Raw genomic sequence first — 13413 nt, forward strand, 5'->3', positions numbered from 1 at the left:
TTATATCCATTACTACAACCACGAACGCATCAGGCTCAAGTTGAAAGGCCTGAGTCCCGTGCAATACAGGACCCAGGCCTCGCGTACCGTTTAATCTCTAACCGTCCAACTTCGCGGGGTCAGTTCAGTGAGGCCGTTTTTTTATGGCAGCGCGAGCAAGGGCTAGTCACTTCAACGCCACCGCAAAGCGACGAGCCCGTGGCGCATCACGTCATGCGGCTCTTCGCGAGCGGCGGGTTCGCCGCGAAATAGCGCTTGATGCCGGTCATGATCGCGCTCGCCATCCTGTCGCGATACGCGTCGTCGTTCAGGCGCTTCTCTTCGTCCGGATTACTGATGAACGCGGTTTCGACGAGGATCGACGGAATGTCCGGCGCCTTCAGCACCGCGAAGCCGGCCTGCTCGACCGAGCCCTTGTGCAGCTTGTTGATGTCGCCGATTTCCTTGAGCACGAAGTTGCCGTAGCGCATCGAGTCGCGAATCTGCGCGGTGGTCGACATGTCGAACAGCGCACGATTGACGGCCGCGTCGGCGGACTTCACGTTGATGCCGCCGATCTGGTCCGACGAGTTCTCCTTGTTCGCCATCCAGCGCGCGGCCGCGCTCGACGCGCCGTGCTCCGACAGCGCGAACACCGACGAGCCGCGCGCTTCCGGCGTCGTGAACGCGTCCGCGTGGATCGATACAAACAGGTCCGCGCCGACGCGGCGTGCCTTCTGCACGCGCACGTTCAGCGGCACGAAGAAGTCGGCGTCGCGGGTCATCATCGCGCGCATGTTGGGCTGCGCGTCGATCTTCGCGCGCAGCTTCTTCGCGATGTCGAGCGCGATATGTTTCTCGTAGGTGCCCGAGCCGCCGATCGCGCCCGGGTCCTCGCCGCCGTGGCCCGGATCGATCGCGACGGTGAGCAGCCGCACCGTGTTGCCGCGGCTCGACTTCGGCGCGCTGAACGCGTAGGTGTCGTCGTTGCCGGCGAGCGCGTCGGCGTCCTGGTCGCGCGTGGCGTTGCCGCCGCTGCCTTTGTTGCGCGCGATCGCGGCGGGCGGCGCGCTTGGGATGGTCGGTGCCGCAGGCGTGGCCGGCTTGCTCGCGATGATCGGCGGCGCGCCCAGCGTCGTCGTGCCGCGCGCGGGAGGATGCGGCACGGCCGCTGCGCCGCCGTTGTTGGCGCTACCGGCGCCGCCGTTCTGCGCGTAGCGCTCGAAGAATGCTTCGCTGTTGTCGGCGGGCGGCGTGGTGCCGGGACCGGCGAGCGTCGCGGGCGGCGGTGCGCCGTTTTCCGCGTTCAGCGCATCCTGCTTGTGCTCGCTCTGCGCGAGCAGCTCCATCAGCGGATCGGGTGCGACGGCCGGATACAGGTCGAACACGAGCCGGTACTTGTACGTGCCGACGGGCGGCAGCGTGAACACCTGCGGTTTGACCGAGCCCTTCAGGTCGAACACCATGCGCACGACGTGCGGCTGATACTGGCCGACCCGCACCGACGAAATCTGCGGATCGTTCGGCGTGATTTGAGAGACAAGATCCTTGAGCGCCTGATCGAGGTCGAGTCCGCTCAGATCGACGACCAGCCGGTCCGGTCCCTGCAGCAGTTGCTGGGCGTTTTGCAGCGGCTGATCGGACTCGATCGTCACGCGCGTGTAATCGCGCGCGGGCCATACGCGCACGCCGAGCACCGAGCTCGCAAACGCGAGACGCGGCGCGACGAGGCCGAGCAACAGCGTCGATGCGCCCGCGCGCAGCATCTGCCGACGCCGCCAGTTATGCGTTGCGTTCGCCGCCGATTCGATCGAGCGGAACGGTTTGATCAACATCTTTCGAGACATGCCTTTCCTGATTCGCTATACGCCCGTGCGACGAGTTTGCGTGCGTCCGCGTCGCCGTCGAGTTCGAGCGAGAAAACGAGATCCGGCACGCCGAGCAGCGAGCCCGCGCGCTGCGGCCATTCGACGAGGCAGATCGCGCCGCTGTCGAAATACTCGCGAAAGCCCGCGTCGGCCCATTCGGCCGGATCGGTGAATCTGTACAGATCGAAGTGATAGAGCGCGAGTTCCCCAGCGGGACGTTCGAGCATGTACGGTTCGACCAGCGTGTAGGTGGGACTGCGCACGCGGCCGGCGTGGCCGAGACCGCGCAGGGTCGCGCGTACGAGCGTGGTTTTGCCGGCGCCGAGGTCGCCGATGAGTTGTACCTGCAAGCCGTTGAACGGATGACTGTCGGCCGCGCTATGCGCTTCGTCCGGCTGCGGTGCCGCGTGCTGTCGCGACGCTTCGCGCACGCTTTCGATGGCCTGCGCGAAGCGCGCGCCGAATGCCTGAGTGGCGGCTTCGTCCGCGAGCGCGAAACTGCGTTCGAGCTGCACAGGAGCGGACGGTAGGAGCGCGTGATCGGAATTGACAGGCATTCTCGTAAAATGGCGTGATGAACCGAAGTCCGACGTCCCCTGTTTCCCGCACGCCCGCGGCGGCCGATGATGCCGCGCGGACTGAGCCTCGTTTCGACGAAGCGGCGCTCCATGCGCTCGCGCTCGACATCAAGACGTGGGGCCGTGAACTCGGTTTCGGGGCGATCGGCATCAGCGACACCGACCTGTCGGCCGCCGAAGCGCCGCTTGCGGCGTGGCTCGAAGCGGGCTGCCACGGCGAGATGGATTATATGGCCAAACACGGGATGAAACGCGCGCGGCCGGCCGAGCTTGTGGCCGGCACGCGACGCGTGATCACCGCGCGCATCGCTTATCTGCCTGCGCGGACGCTGGCCGGGGACACGCTTGAAGGGGCGGGTGAGAGTGGGTTTGGAGGAGCGCAGGAGGGCGGGCATGAGGGGGCGCGGGAAGCTTCGCGCGAAGGCCCGCATGAACGCTACCCCACGCCATCTGAAAGCGCGCCGCAAGACCCACGCCAAAGCGTTCGACACGCGCGCGACTGGCGCGCGGCCGAGCATGCGCGGCTCGCCGATCCGTCGACGGCGGTGGTGTCGATCTATGCGCGCGGCCGCGATTATCACAAGGTGATGCGCAACCGGCTGCAGCAGCTGGCCGACCGGATCGAAGCGGCGATCGGACCGTTCGGCTATCGCGTGTTCACCGATTCGGCGCCGGTGCTCGAAGTCGAACTCGCACAGAAGGCCGGCATCGGCTGGCGCGGCAAGCACACGCTGCTGCTGCAGCGCGACGCCGGTTCGCTATTTTTCCTCGGCGAAATCTACGTGGACCTGCCGTTGCCGACCGACGCCGACACGTCGCCCGAAGTCGCGCCCGAAACGCCCGGCTCGCATTGCGGCAGTTGCACGCGTTGTCTCGGTGCCTGTCCGACCGGCGCGATCGTCGCGCCGTACAAGGTCGACGCGCGCCGCTGCATCTCTTATCTGACGATCGAACTGAAGGGCAGTATTCCCCTGGACATGCGGCCGTTGATCGGCAATCGTGTGTATGGCTGTGACGATTGCCAGCTCGTGTGTCCGTGGAACAAGTTCGCGCAGGCGGCGCCGGTCGCCGATTTCGACGTGCGGCACGGGCTCGATCGCGCGTCGCTGGTCGAGCTGTTCGCGTGGAGCGCCGACGAGTTCGATACGCGCATGCAGGGCAGCGCGATTCGCCGCATCGGTTACGAGAGCTGGCTGCGCAATCTCGCGGTCGGCATGGGCAATGCGCTGCGTGCCGCGCCCGCGAGTCTTGCCGCCGATGCACGCGCGGCGATCGTCGCCGCGTTGCGGCAGCGTGCCGATGATCCGTCGGCGGTTGTGCGCGAGCATGTGGAGTGGGCGCTGGAAGCGGCGTGAGTGGTGATGTAAGTGATGACGATGCGATAGATGATGCGAGACGGTGGCGGCAATTCATTGATGGAAAATCCGCCGGGAGAAGCTGGCGCGGAGAATTCGGTAGCGCGCATTCGGCGGCAGCAATTCGGTGGAGAGAATTCGCGGCGGCGGGGTGTTGTTGTGGCGGGTCGTTGCAGCGCACCCGCACCCCATGCAGGTACGCTACCCGTCCAATGCGCGGCACGAATCCGCGTGCCCGCTTTCCAGCTTCCAGCCGCGCGATTAAGGAGCAGGCAATCATGTTCAACGCAGTGATCGATGCGCCGTTCGGCAAGGTCGGCATCCGGCTCGAAGGCGAGGCCGTGCGCGAGATCGTCTATCTGCCGGAGTCCACCCGCAACATCGCGCCCGATACGCCGCTCGCGCGGCAGGCGGTCGAACAGATCGAGCGGTATTTCGAGCGCGCGTCCGCGAAGTTCGAGTTGCCGCTCGCCGACGTCGGCACCGCGTTCCAGCGACGCGTGTGGCAGGCGATCTGCGAGATTCCGCCGGGCATCGTGCTGACCTACGGGCAACTCGCGAAGCAGGTCGGCAGCGCGCCGCGCGCGGTCGGCCAGGCGTGTGGCGCCAACTTCTTTCCGATCGTGATTCCGTGTCATCGCGTGGTCGGGTCGGGCGGCATCGGCGGCTTCGCGCATCATGGCGGCGATGGCTTTTTTCGCAACGTAAAGCGTTGGCTGCTCACGCATGAAGGTGTGCCGTACGCATGAGCGCGACTGTGAATATGACTGAAACGGCAACCCAGCCCGACGACGCGGCCGCGTCGCCGCTGCTCCTGACCAGCACCGCGTCGATCGACGCATTCTGCGACGCGCTGTGGCTCGAGCACGGCCTGTCGCGCAACACGCTCGACGCGTATCGCCGCGACCTGCGGCTCTTCTGCGAATGGCTTGCGCACACGCGCAACGCGTCGCTCGACACCGCCGGCGAAGCCGACCTCAACGCGTATAGCGCGGCGCGTCAGAAGGACAAGGCGACCTCGGCGAATCGTCGGCTGTCGGTGTTTCGCCGCTACTACGCGTGGGCGGTGCGCGAGCATCGCGCGACCGCCGATCCGACGCAGCGCATCCGCTCGGCAAAGCAGGCGCCGCGGTTTCCGTCGACGTTGAGCGAGGCGCAGGTCGAAGCGCTGCTCGGCGCGCCGGACATCGGCACGCCGCTGGGTCTGCGCGACCGCACGATGCTGGAGCTGATGTATGCGAGCGGTCTGCGCGTGACCGAACTCGTCACGCTGAAGACCGTCGAGGTAGGGCTCAACGAAGGCGTGGTGCGCGTGACCGGCAAAGGCTCGAAGGAGCGGCTGATTCCGTTCGGCGAAGAAGCGCATGCGTGGATCGAGCGCTATCTGCGCGACGCGCGCCCGGCGCTGCTCGGTCCGCGCGCGGCCGACGCGCTGTTCGTGACGACCCGCGCGGAAGGCATGACGCGCCAGCAGTTCTGGAACATCATCAAGCGACACGCGCAGGCGGCCGGGGTGCATGCGCCGTTGTCGCCGCATACGCTGCGGCACGCGTTCGCGACGCATCTGCTGAATCACGGCGCGGATCTGCGCGTCGTGCAACTGCTGCTGGGTCACACCGATATATCGACCACGCAGATCTATACGCACGTCGCGCGCGAGCGGTTGAAGTCGCTGCATGCGCAGCATCATCCGCGGGGGTGAGTGGGGCGTGATGATGTGGCAGTGCGGGCGGTGTTGCACGTACGGCGCGCGACGCGCGATATGCTGTGCTGCGTGCTGCGTGCTGCGTGCTGCGTGCTGCGTGCTGCGTGCTGCGTGCTGCGTGCTGCGTGCTGCGTGCCGCAGCGCTTGCGTGTTCGTAGCCCGTGTGCGCGCATGTTCGCGGTGCGCATGAGCGCACGACCGGCGCGCGAGCCAGGCCCGCGTCACCGCCCGCGCCCACCACGCATCACACGAACTCGCGCAGCCGATGCTTGAGAATCTTGCCGGTCGACGCCGCCGGCAACGCCTCCAGCACCTTCAGTTCGGCCGGCCGCTTGTACGGTGCGAGCCGCTCGCCGCACCACGCGATCAACTCGGCCGGCGTGAGCGTCGCGCCCGAAACCAGCTCGACGAACGCGATCACTTCCTCGTTGCCCTCGACCGCGCGCCCGATCACCGCCGATTGCACGACCTGCGGATGCGCGTTCAGCACATGCTCGACCTCGGCCGGATACACGTTGAAGCCCGAGCGGATGATCAGCTCCTTGCTGCGCCCGACGATATGCAATGCGCCGTCGGCATCCTGACGCGCGAGGTCGCCGGTTTTCAGCCAGCCGTCTTCAGTGACGGTCGCGCGGGTCTGTTCGGGGCTGCGGTAATAGCCGAGCATCACGTTCGGCCCGCGCACCCACAGTTCACCGATTTCACCCGGCGCCGCCGCGACGCCGTCGAGTCCGACGAACTTCACCTCGACCCCCGGAATGATTTCGCCGACCGAGCAGTCGTCACGCGGTGCATCGAGCATCGTGTGTGACACCGTCGGGCTGCTTTCGGTCATCCCATAGCCGTTGTGCAGCGGCAGACCGTAGATCGCTTCAGCCTGTGCTTTCAGCGCGGCGTCGAGCGGCGAGCCGCCCGAGTACGCGAAGCGCAGTTGCGGCGCGGACCACGCGTGGCCGTGCGTCTGCAGATGTTCGAGCAGCTTCGCGTGCATGGCCGGCACGCCCTGGAAGATCGACACGCGCTCGTCGGCGAGCGCGCGGCGCACCGCTTCCGGCACGAAGCGCGGCGCGAGCCGCAAGGTCGCGCCCGCATGCAGGCTGCCGAGGCACACCGACGCGAAGCCGTACACGTGCGAGATCGGCAGCACCGCATACACGACGTCGTCGGGGCCGACCTGGCGCAGCCGGCTCGACACCGCCGCGATGTACAGCAGATTGCGATGCGACAGCATCACGCCCTTCGGCGCGCCGGTGGTGCCGGTCGTATAGATCAGCGCCGCGCATTGGCGCGCGTTGGCGGCTTCGACGGGCTCGGCTTGCACGCTGTCATCCACCGCATATGACCACGCGCCGATGTCCGGCGTGAGCGTCGGTGCGCTGTGGGCGTCGTGGCGCTCGGCATGCCGGAGCGCGTCGGGCGAGCTTTCGACCGCATACGCGACGACGCGCGGCTGCGCATGCGCGCGGATCGCATCGAGTTCGGCCGCCGACAGCCGCGCGTTCGATACCAGCGCCCACGCATCGAGCCGCGCGGTCGCGAACAGCAGCACGATCTGCGCGATGCTGTTTTCCGCGACGATCATCACCCGATCGCCGCCGCGCACGCCCCAGTCGCGCAGCAGCGCGGCGGTCGCGTCGACGGCCTGCAGCAGTTGCGCGTTGGTGAGGCTGCGCGCGTCCTCGATCAGCGCGACGTGCTGCGGATCGCGTGCGGCGACGAGCGCCGGAATCTCGCTGATGCGCGCGGGCAGGGCGGCCAGCAGCGCGGGAATGTCGATGGTGGTGCGGATGACTGAAGCCTGATTCAACACTGCCTCCTGAAACGGTTCATTGCCCGCGTGCAGTATCTCGCACTGCATCGGCCTATTTCCGAACGATCGTGCCACAAGCCGCGGACCCGCACAATTGGCCGTTCGGCAAATAGCGGTCGTGCGGACGGGCCATTACAATGCGCCGATGAGCAAATCCAGACACGTGTCCGAAACGCCCGCCACGCAACTGCTGCGCCGTCATGGCGTCGCTTTTGGCGAGCATCCTTACGACTATGTCGAGCACGGCGGCACCGGCGAATCGGCGCGCCAGCTCGGCGTCGACGAGCATCACGTCGTGAAGACGCTGGTAATGGAGGACGAACACGCGAAGCCGCTGATCGTGCTGATGCACGGCGACCGTACCGTCAGCACGAAAAATCTTGCGCGGCAGATCGGCGCGAAGCGCGTCGAGCCGTGCAAGCCGGAGGTCGCGAACCGGCATTCGGGTTATCTGATCGGCGGCACGTCGCCGTTCAGCACGCGCAAGCAGATGCCGGTGTACGTCGAGTCGAGCATTCTCGAGATGGACCGGATCTGGCTGAACGGCGGGCGGCGCGGCTTTCTCGTCAGCATCGAACCGACGGTGCTGACCGAGCTGCTGGCGGCGAAACCGGTGCAATGCGCGAGCGTGGATTAAAGCGTGGATTGAAGTCCGAGTGCGTGTTGACGTTTGCATGAATGTTTTTCGCGCGTACACGTTCGGTAGAATGTGCGCCGCCCAGTTCCGAGTGGCATGCCCTGATGCGGTTGGGGCGTCGAGTGTCAGACCGCGATACCTATAAGAGTCCTCAGATGCCAAACCTGATCGTCGCCATCGTTGCCTATCTGATCGGTTCGTTGTCGTTTGCCGTGATCGTGAGTGCCGCGATGGGGCTCGACGACCCGCGCTCGTACGGCTCGGGCAATCCGGGCGCGACCAACGTGCTGCGCAGCGGCAGCAAGAAGGCCGCGATTCTGACGCTGATCGGCGATGCCTTCAAGGGTTGGCTGCCAGTGTGGTTCGTCGTGCATTTCGGCGCGCGCTTCGGGCTCGACGATCGCTCGATCGCGCTGGCGTCGATCGCGGTGTTTCTCGGTCACCTGTATCCGATTTTCTTCCGCTTCAAGGGCGGCAAGGGCGTCGCGACCGCCGCGGGCGTGTTGCTCGCGATCAATCCGACGCTTGGCGTCGCGACCTTGCTGACCTGGCTGATCGTCGCGTTCTTCACGCGCTATTCGTCGCTTGCCGCGCTGTGCGCGGCGTTGTTCGCACCGCTCTTCTATGTGTTCCTGTTCGGGCCGCGCATCGTCGCGCTGTCGATCTTCGCGATGAGCCTGCTGCTCGTGTGGCGCCATCGCGGCAATATCGCGAAGCTGATGCGGGGCGAGGAGAGCCGGATCGGCGACAAGAAGAAGGCCGCGAGCCCGGCGTCGGGCAACGATCTTTGAGGTGGGTGGCGACGCGATCTTCGGCGCGGGTTCGATGGCGATACGGTGACTTGGCGCGCGCTGTCGCAAAACGATGCGTGGGGCGACGGGAACGTGAAGATGCTTCGCGCTTTGCGGCGTATGCGGTGGCGCGAATCATGCGAATCGCGATAAGCGTCGGGTGAAGTGCGAGGCCTTCGCGCAAGGCTCCCACGCGAGGCCTCCGCGCAGAACCTCCGCGCAAGGCAAGGCCTCGACATGCAGCCGCTGCGATGCGGCTTTTTTTACACCCGCGGAATTCGCACGAGGCTCATTGCGAACCTCGTGCAAACCTGGCGCGTCGCGATTGCTTAATCGCGGAAATTGTTGAAGTCGAGCGGCGTGTCGGTCACGTCCTTGCGCAGCATCGCGATCACGCTCTGCAGATCGTCGCGCTTCGCACCGGTGATGCGCACTGCATCGCCCTGGATGCTGGCCTGAACCTTGATCTTGCTGTCCTTCACGAGACGCACGATCTTCTTCGACAGATCGCCGGACACGCCCTTCTTGATCTTGATGACCTGCTTGACCTTGTCGCCGCCGATCTTCTCGATCTTGCCGTAGTCGAGGAAGCGCACGTCGACGTTGCGCTTGGCCATCTTCGACAGCAGCACGTCCTTCACCTGGCCGAGCTTGAACTCGTCGTCGGCGTAAGCGGTGATTTCGTTTTCCTTGTGCTCGACGCGCGCGTCGGAGCCTTTGAAGTCGAAACGCGTCGAGATTTCCTTGTTGGATTGCTCGATCGCGTTCTTGACTTCGATCATGTCCGCTTCGCAGACGACGTCAAACGATGGCATTGCATTCTCCCAATAGTGCGGCGGTGCGCGGCGCGGCCGGTCGGCTGCGCGCGGGGCACTCGCTATAATCACGAACCGGACGTCATTTTACCGACGCCACTCCCTTTTGCCTAAGGCCGTCGCGCAGTGCCGCGCGGGCGGCCTCCAGCGCCGGATGGCGCCGCGTTGCCGTCATTCGTGGCGGTTCGTCGCCGTTCGTTGCGATTTGTCGTGACTTGCCGTTTTTCTGCTGCTATTCGATGTCCCCATCCGCGATGTCCCAATTCCATCCTGCCGCTGGTTTCGACTCTTCCGCAGCGTCCGCCGTCGCTTCCTCCGTTGCCCCGCTCATCGCCGGCTATCCGCTGAAGGCGCACAACACGTTCGGTTTCGACGTGCATGCGCAGTTCGCATGCCTGGTCGAGCGCGAAGAGCAATTGCTTGCCGCGGTGCGCGATTCGCGTGTCGCGGACTTGCCGCGCCTCGTGCTCGGCGGCGGCAGCAACGTGGTGCTGACTGGCGACTTCGCCGGGCTCGTGCTGCTGGTCGCGCTGCGCGGTCGTCGCGTGGTGCGCGAGGATCAGGACGCGTGGTATGTCGAGGCGGCGGGGGGTGAGCCGTGGCATGAGTTCGTCGCGTGGACGCTCGAGCAAGGGCTGCCCGGCCTCGAAAACCTGGCGTTGATTCCGGGCACGGTCGGCGCGGCGCCGATCCAGAACATCGGCGCGTACGGGATGGAGATGTGCGAGCGCTTCGTGTCGTTGCGGGCAATCGAGCTCGCGACCGGCGAAGCGGTCGAGCTCGACGCGGCCGCGTGCCGCTTCGGTTACCGCGACAGCTTCTTCAAGCGGGAAGGGCGGGAGCGCTTCGTGATTACGTCGGTGACGTTCCGGTTGCCGAAGGTGTGGCAGCCGCGCGCCGGCTATGCGGATCTCGCGCGCGAACTGGCGGCGCGCGGTTACGCGGCGAGCGCCGAATCGGCCGATGTCGCGGCCGGCACGTCGATGCCGCCGACCGCGCAGGCTATTTTCGATGCGGTGGTGGCGGTGCGGCGCGCGAAACTGCCGGATCCGCTGGAGCTCGGCAACGCGGGCAGCTTCTTCAAGAATCCGGTGATCGACGCTGCGCAGTTCGATGTGCTGAAGCAGCGCGAGCCGGAGATCGTGTCTTATCCGCAGCTGGATGGTCGCGTGAAGCTGGCTGCCGGCTGGTTGATCGACCGCTGCGGCTGGAAAGGGCGCGCGATGGGCGCGGCGGCCGTGCACGACCGCCAGGCGCTGGTGCTCGTGAACCGCGGCGGCGCGAGCGGCGCGGACGTATTGGCGCTCGCGCGGGCGATCCAGCGCGACGTGCTGGGCAGATTTGGCGTGGAGCTGGAGGCGGAGCCGGTTTGTCTGTAAGCGGGCGCTGATTTTTGTGCGCTGAATGTGCGCTGAGGTGGGCTAAGGCGCGTCGAAGTGCGTCAAGAAAAAGAAAAGGCGCCGGGAGTTTCCTCCCGGCGCCTTTTTGCATTCCGGTTCTTCCGGTGCGCTTATGCAAGCGCGACGTGATACCCACCCGGTAGCCTTGCCTCGTATTCAAGGCCCCGTCGCACTTACCGCGTCAGTGATTCAGCTTGCCGAGCAGCAGGAATTCCATCAACGCCTTCTGCACGTGCAGGCGGTTCTCCGCCTCGTCCCACACGACGCTTTGCGGCCCGTCGATCACTTCCGCGCTGACTTCCTCGCCGCGATGCGCGGGCAGGCAGTGCATGAAGAGTGCATCCGGGTTCGCACGCGCCATCATGTCGGCGTCGACGCACCAGTCCGCGAAGGCCTTCTTGCGCGCTTCGTTCTCGGCCTCGAAGCCCATGCTGGTCCAGACATCCGTCGTGACGAGGTCGGCGCCCGCGCAGGCTTCGTTCGGATCGTCGAATTCTTCGTAGAACGGCGCGCTTTCCGCCGCGACGAGCGCGCGGTCGAGCTTGTAGCCGGGCGGCGTGGACAGGCGCAGCTTGAAGCCGAGAATCTGCGCGGCTTCGATCCACGTGTACAGCATGTTGTTGGCGTCGCCGACCCACGCGACCGTCTTGCCGCGGATCGGGCCGCGATGCTCGAAGTACGTGAAGATGTCCGCCAGCACCTGGCACGGATGGGATTCGTTGGTGAGCCCGTTGATCACCGGTACGCGCGAATTTTCGGCGAAGCGCTGGATGATGTCCTGGCCGAACGTGCGGATCATGATGATGTCGACCATCCGCGAGATCACCTGCGCGGCGTCTTCGATCGGTTCGCCGCGGCCGAGCTGCGTGTCGCGCGTGCTCATGAACACCGCGTGGCCGCCGAGCTGGAAGATGCCGGCTTCGAACGACAGGCGCGTGCGCGTCGAATTCTTTTCGAAGATCATCGCCAGCGTGCGGTCGTGCAGCGGGTGGTAGGTCTCGTAGTTCTTGAATTTGCGTTTCAGGATGCGCGCGCGTTCCAGCACGTACTCGTAGTCTTCCAGCGAGAAATCCTTGAACTGCAGGTAGTGGCGAATTTTCTTGGCGGTCATGAAACAAATACGGCGGTTTCACCCAGCAGGATTGCCGGACTGCGCCGCCGTCGTTTGGTGGTAACTCAAGGCAGCATAAAGGATTTCGCCCCGTTTGACGAGTCGGCCAGAAGGCGGGGCAAGCTGGATGAAAGCGTCGCGAGGATCGTCGCGGCGGGAGGGTGGGGCGCTTGTGTGCGCTGCGGAAAAGGGTCTGCTGCGCTATAATCTACGGGTTATCCCAAAGCCCAGCAGGCGGCGTTTCGCATAAAGAAACTCGGCTCGTGCGGCGCGGAAAACCTGTCACGGCGTGGCCGTCTTGGCAGGTGCCAGGGCGGTTCAGCCGATCCTCCGCAGCGGTTCTCGTGGTGCGGTTCGTCATTGTTGCGTCAGCGCCAGGTCGTATGCCGCAGGTGCTTGCGAGCGCCTGCCGCGCATGCCGCTTGCGGCGAGTTTGAGCGCATGACCGGCACGTCGCCGGTTCACCGTCCTTCCGCCGGGCAGTCACACAGGTATTCCTACATGGCCGAAACAGCTCCAATCGAATATTTCATTCAGGGCATCACGTCGACCGGAAAGAGGTTTCGGCCGAGCGATTGGTCGGAGCGGCTCGCGGGCGTGATGTCGTCGTTCGGGCCCGGTGTGAGGAAGGGGCCGAACGCCTACATGCAGTACTCGGTGTACGTCCGGCCGACCATGATCGGCGACCTCAAGTGTGTGATTCTCGATTCGCGTTTGCGCGACATCGAGCCCATGGCCTTCGATTTCGTGCTCAACTTCGCGAAAGACAACGACCTCGTCGTGACCGAGGCCTGTGAGCTGGAACTGGATCATGCTCCGGCGCAGCAAGCCAAGCGGCATGTGATCTAGCGCAGCCGGGCCTGATCGTCGGGCCGCTGGATCGAAAAAAACAAAAACCCGCGAGTAGCGGGTTTTTTTTATGGCTGGCTTTATCGCGGGCAATAAAGCGCGGTGCGTTCCTGACTGTGATCCATCGCGAGAGCAGGGCGCGAAGGCCGAAAACAAAAAAGCCCGCCAAAGCGGGCTTCTTGTGCAGCGGAAACAGGAGGTAGCCCACCGAAGCGGGCTGACCGGAATTACTGCGCTGCGGGCGCTTGCAGACCCTTGATGGCTGCAGCGAGACGGCTCTTATGGCGAGCTGCCTTGTTCTTGTGAATGATGCTCTTGTCGGCGATGATGTCGATGGTCTTCGACGATGCCTTGAAGATTTCAGCGGCCTTAGCCTGGTCGCCTGCATCGATTGCCTTGCGAACAGCCTTGATAGCCGTGCGGAACTTCGAGCGCAGTGCCGAGTTGTGCGAGTTTGCCTTCGCGGCCTGGCGGGCGCGCTTGCGTGCTTGTGCGGAGTTAGCCATGACGGTTCC

At 65.3% G+C, this 13413-nt stretch carries 14 protein-coding genes; 8 read left to right on the forward strand and 6 right to left on the reverse strand.

The genetic code is table 11. From position 1 onward, the window contains the following. A partial coding sequence (locus tag HHL14_RS00005) for an IS3 family transposase (RefSeq protein ID WP_169495559.1) occupies positions 1-94 on the forward strand: 94 nt, incomplete at its 5' end. A 112-nt stretch (positions 95-206) separates the two neighbouring features. Here HHL14_RS00005 and HHL14_RS00010 read toward each other — a convergent pair. Then, on the reverse strand, positions 207-1826 hold the full coding sequence (locus tag HHL14_RS00010; RefSeq protein WP_169495560.1) for an N-acetylmuramoyl-L-alanine amidase: 1620 nt from the start codon (positions 1824-1826) through the stop codon (positions 207-209). Then, positions 1808-2404, reverse strand: coding sequence for a tRNA (adenosine(37)-N6)-threonylcarbamoyltransferase complex ATPase subunit type 1 TsaE (tsaE, locus tag HHL14_RS00015; protein WP_169495561.1), 597 nt, complete (start codon positions 2402-2404; stop codon positions 1808-1810). Before tsaE ends, HHL14_RS00010 begins: the two co-directional genes overlap by 19 nt. A gap of 17 nt (positions 2405-2421) precedes the next feature. Here tsaE and queG point away from each other — a divergent pair, with 17 nt between their 5' ends. The 3 genes from queG to xerD all read left to right on the forward strand — a co-directional run bounded on the left by queG (position 2422) and on the right by xerD (position 5482). After that, positions 2422-3780: a tRNA epoxyqueuosine(34) reductase QueG gene (gene queG, locus HHL14_RS00020; protein ID WP_169495562.1), complete on the forward strand. Its 1359-nt coding sequence runs from the start codon at positions 2422-2424 to the stop codon at positions 3778-3780. A gap of 278 nt (positions 3781-4058) precedes the next feature. Continuing rightward, a complete protein-coding gene (locus HHL14_RS00025) occupies positions 4059-4529 on the forward strand; it encodes a methylated-DNA--[protein]-cysteine S-methyltransferase (protein ID WP_169495563.1) in 471 nt (156 codons plus the stop codon). A 14-nt stretch (positions 4530-4543) separates the two neighbouring features. Then, the gene (xerD, locus tag HHL14_RS00030) at positions 4544-5482 is read left to right on the forward strand and encodes a site-specific tyrosine recombinase XerD (protein ID WP_169495564.1); all 939 of its coding nucleotides are present in this window, start codon (positions 4544-4546) and stop codon (positions 5480-5482) included. A gap of 247 nt (positions 5483-5729) precedes the next feature. On the opposite strand, the gene HHL14_RS00035 is transcribed toward xerD, so the two are convergent. Beyond that, positions 5730-7292 carry a class I adenylate-forming enzyme family protein gene (locus HHL14_RS00035; protein WP_169495565.1) on the reverse strand — a complete coding sequence of 521 codons (1563 nt, stop codon included), beginning with the start codon at positions 7290-7292 and terminating at the stop codon, positions 5730-5732. Positions 7293-7440: 148 nt separating this feature from the next. Here HHL14_RS00035 and ybaK point away from each other — a divergent pair, with 148 nt between their 5' ends. After that, positions 7441-7932 carry a Cys-tRNA(Pro) deacylase gene (gene ybaK / locus HHL14_RS00040; protein WP_169495566.1) on the forward strand — a complete coding sequence of 164 codons (492 nt, stop codon included), beginning with the start codon at positions 7441-7443 and terminating at the stop codon, positions 7930-7932. 155 nt (positions 7933-8087) lie between these two features. Then, positions 8088-8723, forward strand: coding sequence for a glycerol-3-phosphate 1-O-acyltransferase PlsY (plsY, locus tag HHL14_RS00045; protein WP_169495567.1), 636 nt, complete (start codon positions 8088-8090; stop codon positions 8721-8723). A 329-nt stretch (positions 8724-9052) separates the two neighbouring features. Here plsY and HHL14_RS00050 read toward each other — a convergent pair whose 3' ends face one another. Then, positions 9053-9538 carry a YajQ family cyclic di-GMP-binding protein gene (locus HHL14_RS00050; RefSeq protein WP_169495568.1) on the reverse strand — a complete coding sequence of 162 codons (486 nt, stop codon included), beginning with the start codon at positions 9536-9538 and terminating at the stop codon, positions 9053-9055. 254 nt (positions 9539-9792) lie between these two features. On the opposite strand from HHL14_RS00050, the gene murB reads away from it, so the two are divergent. Further along, complete coding sequence (gene murB / locus HHL14_RS00055) at positions 9793-10917, forward strand: UDP-N-acetylmuramate dehydrogenase (RefSeq protein ID WP_230412874.1); 1125 nt, start codon at positions 9793-9795, stop codon at positions 10915-10917. 202 nt (positions 10918-11119) lie between these two features. Here the strand turns inward: murB and argF are convergent, their stop codons facing one another. After that, complete coding sequence (gene argF / locus HHL14_RS00060; RefSeq protein ID WP_169495569.1) at positions 11120-12049, reverse strand: ornithine carbamoyltransferase; 930 nt, start codon at positions 12047-12049, stop codon at positions 11120-11122. A gap of 501 nt (positions 12050-12550) precedes the next feature. Between argF and HHL14_RS00065 the strand changes: the two genes are divergently transcribed. Next, positions 12551-12898, forward strand: a complete 348-nt coding sequence (locus HHL14_RS00065; RefSeq protein WP_169495570.1) for a DUF3579 domain-containing protein — start codon at positions 12551-12553, stop codon at positions 12896-12898. A 227-nt stretch (positions 12899-13125) separates the two neighbouring features. On the opposite strand, the gene rpsT is transcribed toward HHL14_RS00065, so the two are convergent. After that, positions 13126-13404, reverse strand: a complete 279-nt coding sequence (gene rpsT / locus HHL14_RS00070; RefSeq protein ID WP_169495571.1) for a 30S ribosomal protein S20 — start codon at positions 13402-13404, stop codon at positions 13126-13128. Positions 13405-13413 lie beyond the last annotated feature (9 nt).

The sequence above is a fragment of the Paraburkholderia antibiotica genome (assembly GCF_012927125.1).
GTDB lineage: Bacteria > Pseudomonadota > Gammaproteobacteria > Burkholderiales > Burkholderiaceae > Paraburkholderia > Paraburkholderia antibiotica.

Coding starts and splice junctions, on each gene's coding strand:
- ybaK (WP_169495566.1), top strand. CDS start 7,441: ATGAGCAAATCCAGACACGTGTCCGAAACGCCCGCCACGCAACTGCTG.
- HHL14_RS00010 (WP_169495560.1), bottom strand. CDS start 1,826: ATGTCTCGAAAGATGTTGATCAAACCGTTCCGCTCGATCGAATCGGCG.
- HHL14_RS00065 (WP_169495570.1), top strand. CDS start 12,551: ATGGCCGAAACAGCTCCAATCGAATATTTCATTCAGGGCATCACGTCG.
- HHL14_RS00025 (WP_169495563.1), top strand. CDS start 4,059: ATGTTCAACGCAGTGATCGATGCGCCGTTCGGCAAGGTCGGCATCCGG.
- queG (WP_169495562.1), top strand. CDS start 2,422: ATGAACCGAAGTCCGACGTCCCCTGTTTCCCGCACGCCCGCGGCGGCC.
- xerD (WP_169495564.1), top strand. CDS start 4,544: ATGACTGAAACGGCAACCCAGCCCGACGACGCGGCCGCGTCGCCGCTG.
- tsaE (WP_169495561.1), bottom strand. CDS start 2,404: ATGCCTGTCAATTCCGATCACGCGCTCCTACCGTCCGCTCCTGTGCAG.
- murB (WP_230412874.1), top strand. CDS start 9,793: ATGTCCCAATTCCATCCTGCCGCTGGTTTCGACTCTTCCGCAGCGTCC.
- plsY (WP_169495567.1), top strand. CDS start 8,088: ATGCCAAACCTGATCGTCGCCATCGTTGCCTATCTGATCGGTTCGTTG.
- HHL14_RS00050 (WP_169495568.1), bottom strand. CDS start 9,538: ATGCCATCGTTTGACGTCGTCTGCGAAGCGGACATGATCGAAGTCAAG.
- rpsT (WP_169495571.1), bottom strand. CDS start 13,404: ATGGCTAACTCCGCACAAGCACGCAAGCGCGCCCGCCAGGCCGCGAAG.
- argF (WP_169495569.1), bottom strand. CDS start 12,049: ATGACCGCCAAGAAAATTCGCCACTACCTGCAGTTCAAGGATTTCTCG.